Raw genomic sequence first — 22033 nt, 5'->3', positions numbered from 1 at the left:
ACCGTCTGGCCATGCCGACCCAGATCGTCGTCGCCGGAGCGGTCATCCGCGGCGCCAGCGTCTTGGTGGCGCAGCGCGTCCGGCCGCCCGAGTTGGCCGGCCGCTGGGAGTTGCCCGGCGGCAAGGTCGCGCCGGGTGAGACGGAGCCCGACGCCCTGGCCCGGGAGCTGGCCGAGGAGCTGGGGCTGACCGTCGGCGACGTCGCGGTGGGCGACCGCGTGGGCGACGACATCGCGCTGGACGGGATGACGCTGCGGGCCTACCGCGTGCACCTGCTCGGCGGCGAGCCGCACGCCCGTGACCACCGGGCGGTGCGCTGGGTGACGGCGGGCGAGCTGACCGATGTCGACTGGGTGCCCGCCGACCGCGCCTGGGTCGCTGACCTGGTACGGACGCTTGCCGGCGGGGCCTCATAACAAGTCCACAGCCTTTCGGCAGCTGACATTCAGCGCCGCAGAAGGTCACGAAGGTGAACTTGGGGATATAACCCAACGTGAACTTGTAGTAAACGAATTGACCTAGAGGTGCGTGCCGGCGGCGATCCTACGTCCGCGTCGGACGCCTCTGGTCCGCAGACCCATGCTGAGCAGACGGATTTTCGTTAACAGGCCGCGTACGGCGGAGGTGATAGGCCCTTCCCGCACCCGATGCGGGTGCGCGGTCCGCGCCGCCCACATCGATGGCGCCGGTCATGCGGCGCGGGCCGACGCTCAATACAACGCACCTGGGGTCGAAACGACGGCCCGGCTACGACGCAGCGATACGGAGTAGAAGGGGTACCTGTTGACTCTCACACCACACGTTGGTGGAGCGCTCGAGGAGTTGCTGGAACGCAGCGGGCGGTTCTTCACGCCCGGCGAGTTCTCGGCCGACCTGCGCACGGTGACACGGCGGGGTGGCCGCGAGGCGGACGTGTTCTACCGCGACCGGTGGAGCCACGACAAGGTGGTGCGCTCCACCCACGGGGTCAACTGCACCGGCTCGTGCTCCTGGAAGATCTACGTCAAGGACGGGATCATCACCTGGGAAACCCAGCAGACCGACTACCCATCGGTGGGCCCGGACCGGCCGGAATACGAGCCGCGCGGATGCCCACGCGGGGCGTCGTTCTCCTGGTACAGCTACTCACCCACCCGGGTGCGTTACCCGTACGCCCGGGGCGTGCTGGTCGAGATGTACCGGGAAGCCAAGGCGCGCCTCGGCGATCCCGTGCTCGCTTGGGCCGACATCCAGGCGGACCCCGAACGTCGACGGCGCTATCAGCGGGCCCGCGGCAAGGGCGGACTGATCCGGATCACCTGGGCCGAGGCCACCGAGCTGATCGCCGCCGCCCACGTGCACACCATCAAGACCTACGGTCCCGACCGGGTCGCCGGCTTCTCGCCGATCCCGGCGATGTCCATGGTGTCCTACGCCGCGGGGTCGCGGTTCTTCGAGCTGATCGGCGCCCCGATGACGTCGTTCTACGACTGGTACGCCGACCTGCCGGTGGCCTCGCCGCAGGTGTTCGGCGATCAGACCGACGTCCCCGAATCCGGAGACTGGTGGGACGCGGCCTATTTGATGATGTGGGGCTCCAACGTGCCGATCACCCGGACCCCCGACGCACACTGGATGGCCGAGGCGCGTTACCGCGGCACCAAGGTGGTGACCGTCAGCCCCGACTACGCCGACAACACCAAGTTCGCCGACGAGTGGATGCCGTGCGCGGCCGGCACCGATGGGGCGCTCGCGATGGCGATGGGGCACGTCATTCTTTCGGAATGCTATGTGCAGAAGGAGGTTCCGTTCTTCGCCGACTTCGCGCGCCGCTACACCGACCTGCCGTTCCTGATCAAGCTGGAAGAGCGCGGCGACATGCTGGTGCCGGGGAAGAACCTCACGGCCGCGGACCTGGGCAGAGGCTTTGAGGCCGAAGAGAATTCAGCGCTCAAGCCGGCGGTGTGGGACGAGGCCACCGACTCGGTGGTGGTGCCGCACGGTTCACTGGGATTCCGCTACGGCGAGGACGGTGTCGGTAAGTGGAACCTCGACCTCGGCGCCCTGGTGCCGGCGCTCAGCGTGCGAAATACCCACGGCGCCGACGGCAATAGCGATACCGCACTGGTGCACCTGGCCAGCTTCGACACGATCAACGGCGAAGGCGCCACCGTGGCGCGCGGTGTCCCGGTGCGCCGCGTCGGCAAGCACCTGGTGTGCACCGTTTTCGACCTGATGCTCGCCCAGTACGGCGTCGGCCGCCCGGGATTGCCCGGCGAATGGCCCACCGGCTACGACGACCCGACCCAGCAGAACACCCCCGCATGGCAGGAGGCGATCACCGGCGTGTCGGCCGCGCAGGCCATCCGCGTTGCCAAGGAATTCGCCCGCAACGCGGAGGAATCCGGCGGCCGGTCCATGATCATCATGGGCAGCGGGATCTGTCAGTGGTTCCACGGCGACGCCATCTACCGGGCTGTGCTCGCGCTGCTGATGCTGACCGGGTCGATGGGGCGCAACGGCGGCGGCTGGGCCCATTACGTCGGCCAGGAAAAGGTACGTCCGCTCACCGGATTTCAGACGATGGCGATGGCCACCGACTGGGTGCGTCCGCCGCGGCAGGTGCCGGGTGCGTCCTACTGGTACGCGCACACCGATCAGTGGCGCTACGACGGCTACGCGGCCGACAAGCTGGCCAGCCCGCTGGGCCGCGGCCGATTCGCGGGCAAACACACGATGGATCTGCTGGCCTCGGCTACCGCGATGGGCTGGAGCCCGTTCTACCCCCAGTTCGACCGGTCCAGCCTGGATGTCGCCGACGAGGCGCGCGCCGCCGGCCGCGACGTCGCCGACTACGTCGCCGAGCAGCTTCGCGACCGCAAGCTCAAGCTCTCGGTCACCGATCCCGACAATCCGGTCAACTGGCCACGGGTGCTTACGGTTTGGCGGGCCAACCTGATCGGATCGTCGGGCAAGGGCGGCGAGTACTTCCTGCGCCACCTGCTGGGCACCGACTCCAATGTGCAGGCCGAGCCGCCGGCCGACGGGATACCGCCCGCCGACGTGGTGTGCGAGGGCGACATCCCCGAGGGCAAGCTCGACCTGATGATGTCGATCGACTTCCGGATGACCTCGACGACATTGGTCTCGGACATCGTGCTGCCGGCAGCGACCTGGTACGAGAAGGCCGACATCTCCAGCACGGACATGCACCCGTACGTGCACGCGTTCAGCGCCGCGACGGATCCGCCCTGGGAAACCCGTTCGGATTTCGAGGCTTTCGGCGCGATCGCGCGCGCCTTCAGCGCACTGGCCAAGCGTCACCTGGGCACCCGCCGCGACGTGGTCCTTACCGCGCTGCAGCATGACACCCCCGACGCGATGGCCTATCCCGATGGCACCGAAGAAGACTGGCTGCACACCGGTGCGACACCGGTGCCCGGGCGCAGCATGGCCAGGCTCACCGTGGTCGAACGCGACTACGGCGCCGTCTATGACAAGTGGCAGACCCTGGGCCCGCTCGTCGAGACGTTCGGCCTGACCACCAAGGGCATCACGGTGCATCCGTTCCGGGAGGTCGAGGAACTGGCGGCCAAGTTTGGTGTGATGAATTCCGGTGCGGCAGCAGGGCGTCCGGCGATCACGACCGCCGCGCGGATGGCCGACGTGCTGCTGCTGTTGTCCGGGACGACCAACGGCCGGCTCGCTGTCGAGGGCTTCCGCGAACTGGAGAAGCGTACGGGTCAACGGCTGGCGCACCTGGCCGAGGGCAGCGAGGAGCGGCGCATCAGCTATGCCGACACCCAGGCGCGTCCTGTCCCGGTGATCACCAGCCCGGAATGGTCGGGCAGCGAAACCGGCGGGCGCCGCTACGCGCCGTTCACCATCAACATCGAAAACCTGAAGCCGTTCCACACGCTGACCGGCCGGATGCACTTCTACCTGGCCCACGACTGGGTCGAGGAACTCGGCGAGCACCTGCCCGTGTTCCGTCCGCCGCTGGACATGTCGCGGCTGTTCGGCCAGCCGCAGCTGGGTCCAACCCCGGACGGTAGGGGCGGGATCGGCCTCACCGTGCGGTATTTGACGCCGCACTCGAAGTGGTCGTTCCACTCGACCTACCAGGACAACCTTTACATGCTGTCGTTGTCCCGGGGCGGGCCGACCATGTGGATGAGCCCCGGCGACGCGGCCAAACTCAAAGTCCGCGACAATGATTGGGTCGAGGCCGTCAATGCCAACGGCATCTACGTGTGCCGTGCCATCGTCTCGCACCGCATGCCCGACGGTGTGGTGTTCGTCTACCACGTGCAGGAACGCACGGTGGACACACCCCGCACCGAAACCAACAACAAGCGTGGCGGCAACCACAACGCGCTGACCCGCGTCCGCATCAAGCCCAGCCACCTCGCCGGGGGCTACGGCCAGCATGCGTTCGCCTTCAACTACATGGGACCGACCGGCAACCAGCGCGACGAGGTCACCGTGGTGCGCCGCCGCAACCAGGAAGTGACGTACTGACGATGAAGGTCATGGCGCAGCTGGCGATGGTGATGAACCTCGACAAGTGCATCGGATGCCACACCTGCTCGGTCACCTGCAAGCAGGCCTGGACCAACCGTCCCGGCACCGAGTACGTGTGGTTCAACAACGTGGAAACCCGTCCGGGCCAAGGCTATCCGCGCACCTATGAGGACCAGGAGCGGTGGCGCGGCGGCTGGATACGCGACAAGAAAGGCCGGCTGCGGTTGCGCGACGGCGGGCGTATCCAGAAGTTGCTGCGCATCTTCGCCAACCCGCGGCTGCCGATCATCGACGACTACTACGAGCCCTGGACCTACGACTACGAGAACCTGACCACGGCGCCCGCGGGTGACACGTTTCCCACCGCGGCACCGAAGAGCCTGATCAGCGGCGAACCGATGAAGATCTCCTGGGGGCCGAACTGGGACGACAACCTGGCCGGGTCACCGGAGATCCTGTCGGGAGACCCGATTCTGAAGAAGGTCAGCGAGGACGTCAAACTCGCGCTCGAAGAGACCTTCATGTTCTATCTGCCCCGGATCTGCGAGCACTGCCTCAACCCGTCCTGCGTGGCGTCGTGCCCGTCGGGCGCGATGTACAAGCGCAGCGAGGACGGCATCGTGCTGGTCGACCAGGACCGGTGCCGGGGGTGGCGGATGTGCGTCTCCGGATGTCCTTACAAGAAGGTCTATTTCAACCACAAGACGGGCAAGGCCGAGAAGTGCACGCTGTGCTATCCGCGGATGGAGGTCGGGTTGCCGACCATCTGCTCGGAGACCTGCGTGGGCCGGCTGCGGTATCTGGGCCTGGTCCTCTACGACGTCGACCAGGTGCTGGAGGCGGCCTCGGTGGAGGACGAAAAAGACCTCTACGAGGCGCAGCGCCGAATCCTGTTGGACCCCAACGATCCTGAAGTCATCACCGCCGCGCGCGCGGAAGGCATCTCCGACGAGTGGATCGAGGCGGCCCAACGCTCGCCGGTCTACGCGCTGATCAACGACTACAAGGTCGCGCTGCCCCTGCACCCGGAATACCGCACCATGCCGATGGTCTGGTACATCCCGCCGCTGTCGCCGGTGGTCGACGCGGTCAGCCGCGACGGTCACGACGGGGAGGACCTCGGCAACCTGTTCGGCGCGCTGGACGCACTGCGCATCCCCATCCAGTACCTGGCCGAATTGTTCACCGCCGGTGACACCGCCGTGGTCGAGGGCGTGTTGCGCCGGCTGGCGGCGATGCGCTCCTACATGCGCGACATCAATCTCGGGCGCGAAACCCGGCCGCACATACCGCAATCCGTTGGGATGACCGAAGAGCAGATCTACGAGATGTACCGGCTGCTGGCCATCGCCAAATACGAAGAGCGCTATGTCATTCCGACCGCGTTCAGCCCGCAGGCCCGCGACCTCGAAGAGATGGGTTGCTCGTTGACGGGCGACGGTGGCCCGGGCATGTACGAGTCGGGTGACCCGGTCCCGGTCGCCGTGGAGACGTTCCACGCGCTCAAGCGGCCCGGCGGCGAGGCGGCCGCCAACGGCCAGCGGTCCGCGCGGGTGAACCTGCTGAATTGGGACGGGCGCCAGGTGCCCGCCGGGATGTTTCCCGAAGAGCAGAAGCAATGAGGCTGCTGGCCGGGCGCCGCGGACGCACCAATACCCTGCAGGACCGACTGGTGTGGCAGGCGGCATCGCTGCTGCTGGCCTACCCGGACGACGAGCTGCCTGCGCGGCTGGACACCGTCGACGAACTGCTCAGCCACATCGGCGGGCCCGAGGCGACGCTGCTCGGACAGACGGTGGCCGCGCTGCGCGCTCGCGAGCCGATGGCCGCCGCGATGGACTACGTCGCGACGTTCGACATGCGGCGCCACTGCACGATGTACCTGACGTACTGGACCGCCGGGGACACCCGAAACCGCGGCCGGGAGATGGTCGAGTTCGCCGCCGCTTACCGGGAATCCGGCGTGCAGCCTCCGCGCGCCGAGGCGCCCGATCACCTGCCCGTCGTCCTCGAGTTCGCCGCCACCGTCGATCCCGAGGTCGGGCGGCGGTTGCTGACCGATCACCGCGTTCCTATCGACGTCTTGCGGGGCGCCCTCGCCGACGCGAAGTCGCCCTACGAGCCCACCGTGGCGGCGGTGTGCGCGACGCTGCCCGCCGCGACGGACCAGGACGCGCGCCGCGCCGAGCGCCTGGCGCAGGCCGGGCCGCCGGCCGAAGCCGTTGGGCTGCAACCCTTTAACTTGACCGTGCCGCCCCGACGCGAAGGAGCGCCAGGTGTTTAGCAATGTGTTGTTCTGGGACATCGCGCCGTACGTCACGCTGACCGTCTTGATCGTCGGCACCTGGTGGCGGTACCGCTACGACAAGTTCGGCTGGACCTCCCGTTCCTCGCAGATCTACGAGTCGCGGCTGTTGCGGGTGGCCAGCCCGATGTTCCACTTCGGCATCCTGGCGGTTTTCGCCGGACACGTGATGGGCTTGTTCATCCCGCCGCGGGTGACGCACATGCTGAAGATGAGCGACCACGTCTACCATCTGCAGGCGGTCATCGCCGGGTCGGCCGCCGGCCTGGCGACCCTGGCCGGGATCGGATTGCTGATCTACCGGCGGTTCACCCGCCCGGCGGTGTCCATGGCCACCACCCGCAGCGACAAGCTGATGTATGTGGTGCTGGTGCTGGCCATCGTGGTGGGCCTGTACTGCGACCTGATCGGCACCGGGCCGCACGGCGGCGAATTCCACTACCGGTACACGGTCGGGCTGTGGTTCCGCCGGATTTGGATCTTCCAGCCGCACGGCGAGGTGATGATCAACGCGCCGCTGGACTACCAGCTGCACGCCTTGATCGGCATGGTGCTGTTCACGCTGCTGCCGTTCACCCGGCTGGTGCACATCTTCAGCGCGCCGATCGCCTACCTGTTCCGGCCGTACATCGTTTACCGCAGCCGCGAATCCGAGGGCGAATTGGTCGGCACCGCGCCGCGCCGCAGGGGATGGTAGGGGGCCCTCGGGGGCCCGTTGAGTGTGCGTCCTGGGCTTTCGGTGTGCGGCCAGGGTGTCGACACGCCATGCCGGGCCGCCCTGGACGCACACCGGACAGCGCGCGGGCCGCACCTGCCAGTTCGCCTTCGAGTTCGCTTTGGGAGGCCCCCCGCTGCCACAATCACCGACGTGCCATTTCGTAACGTCGCCATCGTCGCCCACGTCGACCACGGCAAGACCACCCTCGTGGACGCGATGCTGCGGCAATCCGGGGCGCTGCATCACCGCGGTGACGACACCCAGGAACGCATCATGGACAGCGGTGACCTCGAGAAGGAAAAAGGCATCACCATCCTGGCCAAGAACACCGCCGTGCACCGCGTCAACGCCGACGGCACGGTGACCGTGATCAACGTCATCGACACCCCCGGGCACGCCGACTTCGGCGGGGAGGTGGAACGCGGGCTGTCCATGGTGGACGGCGTGCTGCTGCTGGTCGACGCGTCCGAAGGGCCGCTGCCGCAGACGCGGTTCGTGCTGCGCAAGGCGCTGGCCGCACACCTTCCGGTGATCCTTGTTGTCAACAAGACCGACCGGCCCGACGCGCGCATCGCCGAGGTGGTGGACTCCAGCCACGACCTGCTGCTGGACGTCGCGTCCGACCTCGACGACGAGGCCGCCAAGGCGGCCGAGCACGCGCTGGGCCTTCCGACGCTGTACGCGTCCGGCCGGGCCGGCGTGGCCAGCACCACCCAGCCGGCCGACGGCGAGGTGCCCGCCGGCGACAACCTGGACCCGCTGTTCGACGTGCTGATGGAGCACATTCCCCCGCCGTCGGGCGACCCCGAGGCGCCGCTGCAGGCGTTGGTGACCAACCTCGACGCGTCGGCCTTCCTCGGGCGGCTCGCCCTGATCCGCATCTACAACGGCAAGCTGCGCAAGGGCCAGCAGGTGGCCTGGATGCGCGAGGTCGACGGGCTGCCAGTCATCACCAGCGCCAAGATCACCGAGTTGCTCGCGACCGAGGGCGTCGAGCGCAGCGCGACCGACGAGGCGATCGCCGGCGACATCGTGGCGGTCGCCGGCCTGCCCGAGATCATGATCGGCGACACGCTGGCCGATCCCGATCACGCCCACGCGCTGCCCCGCATCACCGTCGACGAGCCGGCGATCTCGGTGACGATCGGTACCAACACCTCGCCGCTGGCGGGCAAGGTTTCGGGCCACAAGCTGACCGCGCGCATGGTCCGCAATCGCCTGGACCAAGAGCTGGTCGGCAACGTGTCGATCCGGGTCGTGGACATCGGCAGGCCCGACGCCTGGGAGGTGCAGGGCCGCGGCGAGCTCGCCCTGGCGGTCCTGGTCGAACAGATGCGCCGCGAGGGTTTCGAGCTCACCGTCGGCAAGCCGCAGGTGGTGACCCGCACGATCGACGGCAAGCTGCACGAGCCGTTCGAGGCGATGACCATCGACTGCCCCGAAGAGTTCGTCGGCGCGATCACCCAGCTGATGGCTGCCCGCAAGGGCCGCATGGAGGAGATGACCAACCACGCCGCCGGCTGGGTCCGGATGGACTTCATCGTGCCCAGTCGCGGGCTGATCGGGTTCCGCACCGATTTCCTGACCATCACGCGCGGCACCGGTATCGCCAATGCCGTGTTCGACGGCTACCGGCCGTGGGCGGGGGAGATCCGGGCCCGCCACACCGGGTCGCTGGTCTCCGACCGCAGCGGCACCATCACGCCGTTCGCGCTGATTCAGCTCGCCGATCGCGGACAGTTCTTCGTCGAACCCGGCCAGGACACCTACGAGGGCATGGTCGTCGGAATCAACCCGCGCGCAGAGGATCTCGACATCAACGTCACCCGGGAGAAGAAGCTCACCAACATGCGGTCGTCGACGGCGGACGTCATCGAGACGTTGGCCAAGCCGCTCGAGCTCGACCTCGAACAGGCCATGGAGTTCTGTGCGCAAGACGAATGCGTCGAGGTGACCCCGGAGATCGTCCGCGTCCGCAAGGTGGAGCTGGATGCCACGACCCGGGGCCGCAGCCGGGCGCGGGCCAAGGCCCGGGGTTAATCGGGCGTGCTTGGGCGGGCTGCTGGGCAGCTGCTCGATACCCTGATCGGCATGCCGAGACGAGTCCGCCGATTCTTCGTGACGGTGGGTGTGGTCGTCTCGCTGGCCGGATTGGCGCTCGCGGCGTGCACGGTCAACCCGCCGCCGGCGCCGCAGAGCACCGACACTCCGCACAACTCGCCGCCGCCGCCGCCGCGGCCGACCCAGATCATCATGGGCATCGACTCGATCGGGGCCGGCTTCAACCCGCACCTGCTGTCCGACCTGTCCCCGGTGAACGCGGCGATCAGCGCGCTAGTGCTGCCCAGCGCGTTCCGGCCGGTGCCCGACCCCGGCACCCCGACGGGCTCACGCTGGGAGATGGACCCGACCCTGCTGGAGTCGGCCGAGGTCACCGGCCAGAACCCGTTCACGGTGACCTACAAGATCCGGCCGGAGGCGCAGTGGACCGACAACGCCCCGATCGCCGCCGACGACTTCTGGTACCTATGGCGGCAGATGGTCAGCCAGCCCGGCGTCGTCGACCCCGCCGGGTACGACCTCATCACCGGCGTGCAGTCGCTCGAGGGCGGCAAGCAGGCGGTGGTCACCTTCGCCCAGCCCTACCCGTCGTGGAAAGAGCTGTTCAGCAACATCCTTCCGGCGCACATCGTCAAGGACGTGCCGGGCGGTTTCGCGGCCGGGCTGGCCCGAGCGCTCCCGGTGACCGGCGGCCAGTTTCGGGTGGAGAGCATCGATCCGCAGCGCGACGAGATCCTGGTGGCCCGCAACGACCGCTACTGGGGATCACCGGCCAAGCCCGCGCTCATCCTCTTCCGGCGTGCCGGGGCGCCGGCCGCGCTGGCCGACTCCGTGCGCAATGGGGACACCCAGGTCGCGCAGGTGCACGGCGGATCGGCGGCCTTCGCACAGCTGTCCGCCATCCCCGACGTGCGCACCGCCCGGATCGTGACGCCCCGGGTCATGCAGCTGACCCTGCGCGCCAACGAGCCCAAGCTGTCCGACACGCAGGTGCGCAAGGCGATCCTCGGGCTGCTCGACGTCGACCTGCTGGCGGCGGTGGGCGCGGGTAGCGACAACACCGTCACGCTGGACCAGGCCCAGATCCGGGCCCCCAGCGATCCCGGCTACGAGCCGACCGCGCCCCCCGCGATGACGACGCCGGCGGCGCTGGCGTTGCTGGAGGGATCCGGCTACAAGGTCGAGGGCAACTCGTCGGGGTCCCCGGCGCCGACACCGGCGAACACCGCGCCGCCCGAAGTCATCCGCGGCCGGATCAGCAAGGACGGTCAACAGCTGGCGCTGGTCATCGGCGTGGCGGTCAACGACCCGACGTCCGTCGCGGTCGCCAACACCGCGGCCGACCAGTTGCGCAACGTCGGCATCGCCGCCAGCGTGCTGGCGCTGGACCCGGTGACGCTGTATCGCGACGCGCTGAACAACCACCAGGTGGACGCGATCGTCGGCTGGCACCAGGCGGGTGGCAATCTGGCGACGCGCTTGGCGTCGCGGTACGGCTGCCCGGCCCTGGAATCGACGCAGGTGCCGGCGTCCACCGGGCCGACGACCACCACCTCTTCTCCTGGACCGGTCTCGCCATCGACCACCGGACCGGGCACCTCCGCCACCACGCCGACGTCGACGCCGCCGCCCAGCCGCCCGGCTGACCCCAACGCCTTGGTGCAGGCGCCGTCCAACCTCACCGGGATCTGCGATCGCAGCGTTCAGTCCAACATCGACGCCGCGCTGAACGGCACCAAGAGCATCAACGACGTGATCACCGCGGTCGAGCCGCGCCTGTGGAACATGTCCACCGTATTGCCGATCCTGCAGGACACCACGATCGTCGGCGCCGGCCCTAGCGTGCAGAACGTCAGCCTGTCGGGCGCGGTGCCGGTCGGCATCGTCGGCGACGCCGGCCAGTGGATCAAGACCGGGCCGTAGCCCGCGTCGTCAGTCGGCCGCCCGCCCCGGTCGCGGCGGGATCACGGTGTCGACGATCAGCGCCAGCTCCCGGCGGTTCGGCGGCGATCCGGTCAGCAGGAAGTGCTGGTTGATCAAAGCCGGGCCGATGCGGGCGGTCAGCGGGGTGATCAGCGCCGGATCGAGCTCGCCCTCCGCGACGGCGGCCCGCAGGATCGATTCGATGATCTGCAGGCGGGGGGCCACCACGGCGTCGGCGAAGATGGCGCGCATCTCGGGTTCGTGCAGGAGCTGGTTGACGGTGGCCATGCCGGGGAAGGCGGTCTTCCCGGCGCAGACGTCGCGGTGGGCGCTGAACATCGTCAGCAGGTTCTCCCGGGCCGACCGGCCGGCACGCGCCTCCGGCAACGGCGGCAAGGTATGGACCAGTGCGGCGTGCACGAGCTCGCACTTGGTCGCCCACCGCCGGTACAGGGCCGCCTTGCCGGTGTGGGCGCGCGCCGCGATTCCCTCCATCGTCAGGCCGCCGTAGCCGACCTCGGCCAATTCGGCCAGGGTGGCCTCGTAGAGCGCCCGCTCGAGGACCTCGCCCCGTCGGCGGCTCCGGCCACCGGTCGGGGCGGTCTGGGTGAGCTGCGGCATCCCTCGATAGTAGCCGTATGCGTTCCTATCGGTGGCGACGAGACCGCCAACGGGCCTGCGCTGCGGGTAGGGTGCGTCCATGTCCGAGACGCCCCGGCTGCTCTTCGTCCACGCGCATCCCGACGACGAGAGCCTCAGCAACGGCGCCACCATCGCCCACTACACCGCCCGCGGAGCCGACGTGCGCGTCGTCACCTGCACACTCGGCGAAGAGGGTGAGGTCATCGGCGACCGCTGGGCCGGCCTGGCCGTCGATCACGCGGACCAGTTGGGGGGCTACCGCATCGGCGAGCTCACCGCGGCGCTGCGTGCGCTCGGCGTCGGTGCCCCCCACTACCTGGGCGGCGCCGGACGCTGGCGCGACTCGGGCATGCAGGGAACGCCGGGGCGGGGGCGGCAGCGGTTCATCGACGCCGACGAGCGTGAGGCCGTCGGCGAGTTGGTCGCCGTCATTCGCGAGCACCGCCCGCACGTCGTAGTGACCTACGACCCGGGCGGCGGCTACGGCCACCCCGACCACGTCCACACCCATACCGTCACAACGGCCGCCGTGGCGGCTGCCGGCTCCGGCGACTTCCCCGGCGAGCTGTGGACCGTGCCGAAGTTCTACTGGTCGGTGTTCGCCACCCGCGCCTTCCTGGCGGGCATGCGTGCGCTCAATGGCGAGGACCTGCGGCCCGAGTGGGCGATCCCCCCGGAGGAAGAGTTCGGCTTCGGGTACGCGGACTCCGACATCGATGCCGTCGTCGAGCCCGGCCATGACGCCTGGGCGGCAAAGCGGGCGGCGCTCGCCGCGCACGCCACCCAGGTGGTCGTGGGACCAACCGGCCGGGCCTGCGCCCTGTCGAACAACATGGCTCTGCCGATCCTCGCCGAGGAGCACTACGTGCTGGCGGCCGGCGCGGCGGGGGAGCGCGACGAGCGCGGTTGGGAAACAGATCTGCTTGCGGGGCTTGATTTCACCGCGATCGGCACGGGGTAGGCTTGCCAATCAGGCAGCCACGGAAGGATTTCGCATGGACCCCGACCTGGACCCTAATCAGCAGCATTGGCAGGACCGGCTCGACAGCCTGCAGTGGGTTATCGGCTCGATACTCTCCAACATCGACAGCGTCCCGACCTGACCGAAACCAAGCCGCGCGCCGCATCTCTCGAAGACATCGGCGCGACAGACCCCGCGATACGGTTCGTTGTCTTGGCGTTGTTGGCCGTCGACGGGGTCCTTTCCGCACTGGCCGGGGCCCTGCTGCTGCCTTCCTATATCGGGTCGGTCCCGTTTCCCATCAGCGGCTTGATTTCTGGATTGGTCAACGCCGCGCTGGTGTGGGCCGCCGGCCGGTGGACCACGTCGTCGCGGCTGGCCGCGCTGCCGTTGTGGACGTGGCTGCTCACGGTGGCGGTGATCAGCATGGGCGGCCCGGCCGACGACGTGATCCTGGGGGGTCGCGGCCTGATGGCCTACGGGGCGTTGCTGCTGATCGTGCTGGGTGTGGTCCCGCCGTTCTGGGTGCTGTGGCGGCGCGGGCGCCGGCCCTGAGGTTCATGCGGTCACGCGGGCCGGGATGTCCCCGCTGGCGGGTGTGGCACTGCCGCTACTGTTTGACTGTTGCGCAGACGGGGCCGGCACGGGTCGGAAGATAATTTCACATGTTGGGACACGCGGATGAAATTCGATCGTGGGGAAGTTACACGAAGGTGCCGCTGACTCCGGGCGAGGAGCCTACCGCTCTTCCTACTCCTGTGGTTTTGCCAAAGACCAGCGCCTCGGCGTTGCGACGAGTGTTGCGTCGCGCGCGAGACGGCGTTGCGCTCAACGTCGATGAGGCGGCCATTGCGATGACCGCGCGCGGTGCGGACCTCGCGGATCTGTGCGCCAGCGCGGCGCGGGTGCGCGACGCGGGCCTGGCATCGGCCGGCCGGCGCGGCCCCGGTGGCGGGTTGCCCGTCACCTATTCGCGCAAGGTGTTCATCCCGGTCACCCATCTGTGCCGCGACACCTGCCACTACTGCACCTTCGTCACCGTGCCGGGCAAGCTGCGCGCGCAGGGTGCGGGCATGTACCTCGAACCCGACGAGATCCTCGAAATCGCTGGCCGCGGAGCCGAATTGGGTTGCAAAGAAGCCCTTTTCACCCTTGGCGACCGGCCCGAGGATCGATGGCCGGAGGCGGGGCAGTGGCTCAGCGAACGCGGCTACGACTCCACGCTGTCCTACGTGCGGGCCATGGCGATCCGGGTGCTGGAAGAGACCGGCCTGCTGCCGCACCTGAACCCCGGTGTGATGAGTTGGTCGGAGATGGCCCGGCTGAAGCCGGTGGCGCCGTCGATGGGCATGATGCTCGAGACCACGTCGCGGCGGTTGTTCGAGACGAAAGGGCTTGCCCACTACGGCAGCCCGGACAAAGACCCCGCGGTGCGGCTGCGCACACTCACCGATGCGGGCCGGCTCTCCATCCCGTTCACCACCGGCCTGCTGGTCGGCATTGGCGAGACGCTGACCGAACGTGCCGAAACCTTGCACGCGATTCGTAAGTCGCACAAGGAGTTCGGTCATGTGCAAGAAGTGATCGTGCAGAACTTCCGGGCCAAGGAACACACCGCGATGGCCGCCGTGCCCGACGCGGGGATCGACGACTACCTCGCGACGGTGGCGGTCGCCCGGCTGGTGCTCGGCCCCGGCATGCGCATTCAGGCGCCGCCCAACCTGGTGTCCCGCGACGAGTGCCTGGCGCTGGTCGGCGCCGGGGTCGACGACTGGGGCGGCGTATCACCGCTGACACCCGATCACGTCAACCCCGAGCGGCCGTGGCCCGCTCTCGACGACCTGGCCGACATCACCGCCGAGGCCGGATACGAACTGGTTCAGCGCCTTACCGCCCAGCCCAAGTATGTGCAAGCCGGGGCGGCGTGGATCGACCCGCGGGTGCGCGGACACGTGATGGCGCTGGCCGACCCGGCGACCGGCCTGGCCCGCGACGTCAATCCGGTGGGGCTGCCCTGGCAGGAGCCCGACGACGTCGCCTCCGCCGGGCGGACCGATCTCAACGCGGCGATCGACACCGAGGGCCGCGCCACCGAAGCGCGCAGCGATCTGGACAGCGCCTTCGGCGACTGGGAATCGATCCGCGCGCAGGTGCACGAGCTCGCCGCGCGGGCCCCCGAGCGCATCGACACCGATGTGCTCGCCGCGCTGCGGGCCGCGGAGCGCGACCCCGCCGGCTGCACCGACAGCGAGTACCTGGCGCTGGCGACCGCCGACGGACCCGCGCTGGAAGCCGTTGCCGCCCTCGCCAATTCGCTACGGCGCGACACGGTGGGCGACGACGTGACATTCGTGGTGAACCGCAACATCAACTTCACCAACATCTGCTACACCGGTTGCCGGTTCTGCGCCTTCGCGCAGCGCAAGGGTGACGCCGACGCGTATTCGTTGTCCACCGAAGAGGTGGCCGACCGCGCGTGGGAGGCCCACGTCGAAGGCGCCACCGAGGTGTGCATGCAGGGCGGGATCGACCCGGAGTTGCCGGTCACCGGCTACGCCGACCTGGTCCGCGCCGTCAAGGCGCGGGTGCCGTCGATGCACGTGCATGCCTTCTCGCCGATGGAGATTGCCAACGGCGTGACCAAGAGCGGGTTGAGCGTCCGCGAGTGGCTGATCAGCCTGCGCGAGGCCGGGCTGGACACGATCCCGGGCACGGCGGCCGAGATCCTGGACGACGAAGTGCGCTGGGTGCTGACCAAGGGCAAGCTGCCGACGTCGGAGTGGATCGACATCGTGACCACCGCACACGAGGTGGGTCTGCGGTCGTCGTCGACGATGATGTACGGGCACGTCGACAGCCCCCAGCACTGGGTGGGTCATCTCAACGTGCTGCGCGGGATCCAGGACCGCACCGGCGGGTTCACCGAGTTCGTCCCGTTGCCGTTCGTACACCAGAGCTCGCCGTTGTACCTGGCGGGCGCGGCCCGGCCCGGGCCCACCCACCGCGACAACCGTGCCGTGCACGCGTTGGCACGAATCATGTTGCACGGCCGCATATCTCAGATTCAGACCAGCTGGGTCAAGCTCGGGGTCGAGCGCACACAGGTGATGCTCAACGGCGGTGCCAACGATCTGGGCGGCACGCTGATGGAGGAGACCATCTCGCGGATGGCCGGTTCGGAGTACGGGTCGGCCAAGAGCGTCGAAGAGCTGACCGCGATCGCCGAGGGGATCGGACGCCCCGCCCGCCAACGCACCACGACCTACGCTCCGAGGGCCGCTTAGCAGCCCGCGGCGGCGGGTATACCCGACGCCGTGAACCGACAGATCGACGATGACCGGTTCCCCGAGTGGAGGCCGTTCGTAGACGCGGTGCAGCGGCGCCGGCCCGACGCCGGCACCTGGTGCGAGGCCTGGACGGTGCGCGACATCGTCGTCCATCAGGCCGGGAACGCCGAGGAGATCGCCCGAGTGCTGGCCGCGCACCTCGACGGCGAACCCGTCGGCACGCGCGGCTTCGAGGAACGTGAGGGGCCACTGCGCGCGCTGAACGACGCGGACCTGTGGGACGCGCTGTTCGACCGGATGGCCACCCTCAACCGGATCGCGGAAGCGGCCGACGACGTGCCCCAGGACACCGACGTCGCGTGGACGGGCCGCACCATGAAGGTGCCCTGGTTCGCCGAACACATGCGCGAAGAGCTCGTGCTGCACGGTTGGGACATCACCGGGGACGCCGACATTCCGGCGGCCCTGAAGACCGGGCTGGCCGAGCCCTGGATGACCACGCACAGCGTCGTGGCGGTCGGAAAACCGCTGCTGGCCAAGGGCGTTAAGCAATTGCGGCCCGGCGAGCGCGTCGAGGCCAGGTTGCGGGCCGCCGGCACCGATGACGTCGTGATCAGCGCTGACGCCGACCGCACCGCCATCGGGCTCACCGAACCCGAAGGCCCTGCCACCCTGGAAACCGACCCTGCCGCGCGCGTCCTGCTGCTTTGGGGGCGTAGGCCCGCAGACCCATCGCGAATCTGCAGCCGCGTCGGACCGGAGACCCTGGGCCGCGTGCGCGGCCTGCTCAGCGGTTACTGAGCGGCGTCCGTTCGGCTCAGAAGTTGTTGCAGGTGACGGCGACCTGGTTGATGTCGTCGTAGTACTTCTGCGCCGACGGCATGGCCTGAATCTGCTGGGCCATCTGCTGCCGCTTGGGCGGCGGCGAGGCCAAGAAGTTGCGGATGTAAGACTGCGCCACGGGCGAGCTGTTCAACTGCGTCGCGGCCGCCGGATCGGTGGCGTTGAGCGCGGCGATCACCTGTCCGTAGTTGCACGTGGTGTTGATGATTGCGTCCGTCGGGTCCGCGGACGCGATTCCGGCCGCGGCGGTCAACGCCACGGCCGCGCCGCCAAGCGCAACGGTCAATTTGGTCAACGACAGCCTCACCATGTGTGGACACCTTCCCCTATAAATGCACCGCTATCACGGCGACGACATTTGCCCAGCGGCTGTCGCCTCTCGTCGAGGTTACCAGGCGCCGCGCGCGTGCTTCCATCGCAATGCATATCGCGGAGCGCCGCTGAAGTGCGACTTTTCGCAGCTCAGCGGAATGGGCGCCTTGTTCGCCATCGGCGAAACCGACCCCGATCGCGGCGTCCGAGACTGGCAGTCTTAAATCGTCAATTTAACGGGCGCGCCAAGTGGTTGACGTGTATGTGCAACGTCTAGTATCAGTAACCGAAAGCTTTGTCCCGGAGCGGCCGGAAGCACCGGGCGCGAGCCGAAGAGCAGCCCACACCGAAGCAGTACATGGAGGAGACGTCTGTGACCTACACGATCGCCGAGCCCTGTGTCGACATCAAAGACAAGGCATGTATCGAGGAGTGCCCGGTCGACTGCATCTACGAGGGCGCGCGGATGCTGTACATCCACCCCGACGAGTGCGTCGACTGCGGGGCGTGCGAGCCCGTCTGCCCCGTCGAAGCGATCTACTACGAAGACGACGTGCCCGAGCAGTGGAGCCAGTACACGCAGATCAACGCCGACTTCTTCACTGAGCTGGGATCGCCGGGCGGTGCCGCCAAGGTCGGCATGACCGAGAACGACCCGCAAGTCGTCAAGGACCTGCCGCCCCAGGGCGAGGGAGACTGAGCGGGCCGGTGCTGGATAGACCCGGGGTGAGGCCGCGCGCCCCACGCGGGCGAGTGTCGGCATCCCTGCCGGAATTTCCCTGGGACACGCTGGCCGACGCGAAAGCGCTGGCCGGTTCCCATCCCGACGGGATCGTCGACCTTTCCGTCGGCACCCCGGTGGACCCGGTCGCGCCGATCATCCAGGAGGCGCTGGCCGCCGCGGGTTCCGCGTCCGGATATCCCGCCACCGCCGGCACCCCGCGCCTGCGGGACTCGGCGGTCGCCGCGCTGGCCCGCCGCTTCGGCATCACCGGGCTCACCGAGGCAGCCGTGCTGCCGGTGATCGGCAGCAAGGAGCTCATCGCCTGGCTGCCGACCCTGCTGGGGCTGGGGCCCGCGGACGTGATCGTGGTGCCCGAGCTGGCGTATCCGACGTATGACGTCGGGGCGCGGCTGGCCGGAGCGACGGTGCTGCGGGCGGATTCGTTGACCCAGTTGGGCCCGCAATCGCCGGCGCTGGTCTACCTCAACTCCCCGAGCAACCCGACCGGGCGCGTGCTGGGCGTCGACCACCTGCGCAAAGTGGTCGGCTGGGCGCGCGAGCGGGGCAGCGTGGTGGCTTCCGACGAGTGTTACCTGGGCCTGGGCTGGGAGGCGCAGCCGCTGTCGATCCTGCATCCGTCGATCTGCGACGGCGACCACGCTGGACTGCTCGCCATCCACTCGCTGTCGAAGAGCTCGTCGCTGGCCGGTTACCGCGCCGGATTCGTCGCCGGGGATGCCGATCTGGTGTCCGAGCTGCTGGCGGTGCGCAAGCACGCCGGGATGATGGTGCCGACGCCGGTGCAGGCGGCCATGGTCGCCGCCCTGGACGACGACGCCCACGAGCGAACGCAGCGCGAACGGTACGAGCGGCGGCGGGAAGCGTTGCTGCCGGCGCTGCGCTCGGCCGGATTCGTCGTCGACCATTCCGAGGCCGGCCTGTATCTGTGGGCGACCCGCGGCGAGCCGTGCGCGGACACCGTCACCTGGCTGGCCGAGCGCGGCATCCTGGTGGCGCCCGGCCACTTCTACGGCCCGCGCGGCGCGCAGCACGTGCGTGTCGCGCTGACGGCGACCGACGAGCGGATCTCCGCCGCCGTGCGGCGGCTCGCCTAACCGAAACCGACCAGCCGCCACCAATGGCGGGCGCCAGCGTGCACAATGCATCGAAGGTGTTTCGCCCGCTCAGTTAAGGACGGTGGTCGTGACGACTTCGGCCGGCAGGCTGCGCATCCCCCTTTCGGTCGGGGACATCGTCAAGCGGGTATTCCTGGGAAAGCCCCTGATCACGGAGGACATCGCCTCCGAGAAGTTGTCGAATCCGGTTGCCCTGGGCGCGCTTTCGCCGGATGCGGTGTCGTCCGTCGCCTATGGTCCTGAGCAGATCCTGATCGAACTGCTACCGCATGCCGGGCTGGCCGCCTTTCTGCTGTTGCTTCCCATCACCGGTGTCATCCTGCTCATCCTGGTCCTGGTGGCCGCCTCATACCGGCAGGTGGTGATGGCCTACACCCGGGCGGGCGGCTCCTACATCGTCGCCCGGGACAACTTCGGGCCCCGGGTCGCGCAAATCGCCGCCGCGGCGCTGCTGATCGACTACGTCGTCACCGTTGCGGTGCAATCGGCGGCCGGAACGGTCGCGGTGGTATCGGCGGTTCCCGCGCTGGGCCCGTACAGCCTCGAGCTCACGGTCGCGGTCGTGCTTGCTATCTGCTACGCGAACCTGCGTGGGCTGAAGGAGGCGGGACTGCCGTTCGCGGTGGCGACCTATTCATTCATCGTCATGGTTGGCCTGACCATCGTGGTCGGCGTCATTCGCGCATTCGCCGGGAACCTACCGGTTTACGATCCCGCGCACATGACCGGAACCGTGCCGGTACACCAGGGCAACGGGTTGGTGCTGGGCGCCACGATTTTGGTGTTGCTGCGCGCGTTCGCCAACGGAGGCTCGTCGCTGACCGGGGTCGAGGCCATCTCCAACACGGTCGACTACTTCCGAAAGCCGCAGGGCCGCAACGCGCGCCGCGTGCTCACCGCCATGGCCACCGTCCTCGGCCTCCTGCTGGCCGGCGTCGCCTACCTGGCGCACGTCACCCACGCCACGCCCTATCTCACGGAATACCCGTCGGTGCTGTCCCAGATCGGCCGAGCCGTCTTCGGCAACGGCGTGATCGGCGACGTCTTCTACATCCTGGTCCAGGCCGCGACCGCGGCCATCTTGTTCACCGGTGCGAATACCAGTTTCAACGGATTCCCGGCGCTGGCCAGTTTCGTCGCCGAGGACCGCTTCCTGCCGCGCCAACTCACCAAACGCGGTCACCGGTTGGTCTTTTCGAACGGCATCATCACCCTGACGGCGCTGTCGGTGCTGTTGTTGGTGGTGACCGGCGGGTCGGTCAACGCGCTGGTCCCGTTCTATGCGATCGGTGTGTTCACCGGGTTCTCGATGGCCGGCTACGGGATGACCAAACACCATCTGACACAGCGGGAACCGGGGTGGCGACGCCGCCTGGCGATCAACCTGTCCGCGGCCATCCTCTCGACGATCGTGGTGGGCATCTTCGCGGTGGCGAAATTCACCGAGGGCGCGTGGCTGGTGGTCGTCGTCTTCCCGCTACTGGTGTTCATGCTGATGCGGCTCAACCGCGAATACCGGGCTGAGGCAGCCATTCTCGAGATGTTCCGCACCGACCGTCCGGAGTTGGTGAAGTACGCGCGGCACCGGGTGTTCGTTCTTGTCGACTCCGTGGACCTGGCGGTGATCGAAGCGCTGCGCTACGGCAGGGGATTACGGGCCGACGAGTTGACCGCGGTGCACTTCATGGTCGACCCGGCCCACGCCGCGCAGCTGCGAAAGCGCTGGGACCACTTCGATCTCGACACCCCGCTGCGGGTGGTGGACTGCCCGGACCGCCGGATCATCCGGGCCGCCCAGCTGCTGGTCGCCAAGGCGCGCGAAGAACAACCGCACACCAACGTGACGGTGCTGTTGCCTCGCCGAACGTTCGCGCGGCTGCTGGGGAGGCTGCTGCACGACCGCACCGCGGACAAGATCTCCCGCGCGGTGAGCCTGATCCCCGATGCGGCGGCGACGATCGTGCCCTACGACGTGGAATCGCGCATCAAGGAGGCCTACCCCGACACCCTCGAGCAGCGGATCGCCCAGGAGATCGACAAGCTCGAGGCGTGGGTGTCCAAGGGCGAGGACGAGAAGGTGGACGCCTACGAGCACCCCGAGCGGCCGGCTTCGGTCATCCTGGTGGCCGGGCTGATCTCGGGGCAACGGGCCACCGTCGAAGGACGGGTCAACCAGGTCGAGGACGTCACCGACCGGGGGCGCACCTTCCGGCAGGTGGTCGTCGGGGACAACAGCGGGGAAATGACGGTCACGTTCCGTCCCGGTCATGGGGGCGCCGACATACAGCCCGGCCAGCTATTGCGGATCACCGGGAAGGCGCGCCAGACCGGCAACCGGCCCATCTCGATGATCGATCCGACGTATTGCGTGATCGAGGACCCCGCGACGGCCGTCGACTCAGGCGGATCCGGCGAATCCGGCGAATCGAGCAAAACTTAACGTCCCTCCGATCGCCGGGATTATTCCGCATGGGCAAACGCTGCTAGCCGGATTTCTTTGCGAAGCAGGACTATTCGTCGTTCTCGAGTGAGCCGCCATCGGCGTTCCGAGCGCCTGACGGAGCCAGAAATGGCTTCGGGGATGATGAGTCGAGTGCTGACGGTAAGCTGACACCCGC

The 22033-nt window shown here is 68.5% G+C and carries 16 protein-coding genes; 14 read left to right on the top strand and 2 right to left on the bottom strand.

Going from position 1 to position 22033, the window contains the following annotated elements; genetic code table 11:
• Positions 1 to 11: 11 nt before the first annotated feature.
• The 7 genes from A5756_RS09890 to A5756_RS09860 all read left to right on the top strand — a co-directional run bounded on the left by A5756_RS09890 (position 12) and on the right by A5756_RS09860 (position 11510).
• Positions 12 to 416: a (deoxy)nucleoside triphosphate pyrophosphohydrolase gene (locus tag A5756_RS09890; protein ID WP_066951516.1), complete on the top strand. Its 405-nt coding sequence runs from the start codon at positions 12 to 14 to the stop codon at positions 414 to 416.
• A 367-nt stretch (positions 417 to 783) separates the two neighbouring features.
• The gene (locus A5756_RS09885) at positions 784 to 4500 is read left to right on the top strand and encodes a nitrate reductase subunit alpha (RefSeq protein ID WP_066951512.1); all 3717 of its coding nucleotides are present in this window, start codon (positions 784 to 786) and stop codon (positions 4498 to 4500) included.
• Positions 4501 to 4502: 2 nt separating this feature from the next.
• The gene (gene narH / locus A5756_RS09880; RefSeq protein WP_066951509.1) at positions 4503 to 6125 is read left to right on the top strand and encodes a nitrate reductase subunit beta; all 1623 of its coding nucleotides are present in this window, start codon (positions 4503 to 4505) and stop codon (positions 6123 to 6125) included.
• Entirely contained in the window at positions 6122 to 6787 is a 666-nt protein-coding gene (gene narJ, locus A5756_RS09875) for a nitrate reductase molybdenum cofactor assembly chaperone (protein ID WP_066951505.1), read from the top strand. Before narH ends, narJ begins: the two co-directional genes overlap by 4 nt.
• Positions 6780 to 7505, top strand: a complete 726-nt coding sequence (gene narI, locus A5756_RS09870; protein ID WP_066951502.1) for a respiratory nitrate reductase subunit gamma — start codon at positions 6780 to 6782, stop codon at positions 7503 to 7505. The genes narJ and narI overlap by 8 nt, the downstream gene beginning before the upstream one ends.
• Before the next feature lie 171 nt (positions 7506 to 7676).
• Entirely contained in the window at positions 7677 to 9566 is a 1890-nt protein-coding gene (typA, locus tag A5756_RS09865) for a translational GTPase TypA (RefSeq protein ID WP_066951499.1), read from the top strand.
• Between the two features lie 45 nt (positions 9567 to 9611).
• Positions 9612 to 11510: an ABC transporter family substrate-binding protein gene (locus tag A5756_RS09860; RefSeq protein ID WP_197505347.1), complete on the top strand. Its 1899-nt coding sequence runs from the start codon at positions 9612 to 9614 to the stop codon at positions 11508 to 11510.
• Positions 11511 to 11519: 9 nt separating this feature from the next.
• On the opposite strand, the gene A5756_RS09855 is transcribed toward A5756_RS09860, so the two are convergent.
• A complete protein-coding gene (locus A5756_RS09855) occupies positions 11520 to 12131 on the bottom strand; it encodes a TetR/AcrR family transcriptional regulator (protein ID WP_066951493.1) in 612 nt (203 codons plus the stop codon).
• A gap of 79 nt (positions 12132 to 12210) precedes the next feature.
• On the opposite strand from A5756_RS09855, the gene mshB reads away from it, so the two are divergent.
• The 4 genes from mshB (at position 12211) to A5756_RS09835 (ending at position 17201) form a co-directional block, all read left to right on the top strand.
• Positions 12211 to 13113: an N-acetyl-1-D-myo-inositol-2-amino-2-deoxy-alpha-D-glucopyranoside deacetylase gene (gene mshB, locus A5756_RS09850; RefSeq protein WP_066951490.1), complete on the top strand. Its 903-nt coding sequence runs from the start codon at positions 12211 to 12213 to the stop codon at positions 13111 to 13113.
• 93 nt (positions 13114 to 13206) lie between these two features.
• Entirely contained in the window at positions 13207 to 13668 is a 462-nt protein-coding gene (locus A5756_RS09845) for a hypothetical protein (protein WP_066951487.1), read from the top strand.
• Positions 13669 to 13778: 110 nt separating this feature from the next.
• Positions 13779 to 16397: a bifunctional FO biosynthesis protein CofGH gene (locus A5756_RS09840; protein WP_232001977.1), complete on the top strand. Its 2619-nt coding sequence runs from the start codon at positions 13779 to 13781 to the stop codon at positions 16395 to 16397.
• Positions 16398 to 16427: 30 nt separating this feature from the next.
• Complete coding sequence (locus tag A5756_RS09835) at positions 16428 to 17201, top strand: maleylpyruvate isomerase N-terminal domain-containing protein (protein WP_066951481.1); 774 nt, start codon at positions 16428 to 16430, stop codon at positions 17199 to 17201.
• Between the two features lie 16 nt (positions 17202 to 17217).
• On the opposite strand, the gene A5756_RS09830 is transcribed toward A5756_RS09835, so the two are convergent.
• Positions 17218 to 17550: a hemophore-related protein gene (locus A5756_RS09830; RefSeq protein ID WP_066951583.1), complete on the bottom strand. Its 333-nt coding sequence runs from the start codon at positions 17548 to 17550 to the stop codon at positions 17218 to 17220.
• 378 nt (positions 17551 to 17928) lie between these two features.
• Between A5756_RS09830 and fdxA the strand changes: the two genes are divergently transcribed.
• From fdxA to A5756_RS09815, 3 genes are all read left to right on the top strand, one after another.
• Complete coding sequence (gene fdxA / locus A5756_RS09825) at positions 17929 to 18255, top strand: ferredoxin (RefSeq protein ID WP_055398945.1); 327 nt, start codon at positions 17929 to 17931, stop codon at positions 18253 to 18255.
• Between the two features lie 53 nt (positions 18256 to 18308).
• On the top strand, positions 18309 to 19394 hold the full coding sequence (gene dapC / locus A5756_RS09820) for a succinyldiaminopimelate transaminase (RefSeq protein WP_066951476.1): 1086 nt from the start codon (positions 18309 to 18311) through the stop codon (positions 19392 to 19394).
• Between the two features lie 88 nt (positions 19395 to 19482).
• A complete protein-coding gene (locus A5756_RS09815) occupies positions 19483 to 21855 on the top strand; it encodes an APC family permease (RefSeq protein WP_066951573.1) in 2373 nt (790 codons plus the stop codon).
• Positions 21856 to 22033: the final 178 nt, after the last annotated feature.

Source organism: Mycobacterium sp. 852002-53434_SCH5985345, assembly GCF_001667155.1.
Classification (GTDB): Bacteria; Actinomycetota; Actinomycetes; order Mycobacteriales; family Mycobacteriaceae; genus Mycobacterium.
The sequence above is the reverse complement of the archived record's forward strand: the minus strand, read 5'-3'. Positions and strand labels throughout refer to the sequence as shown.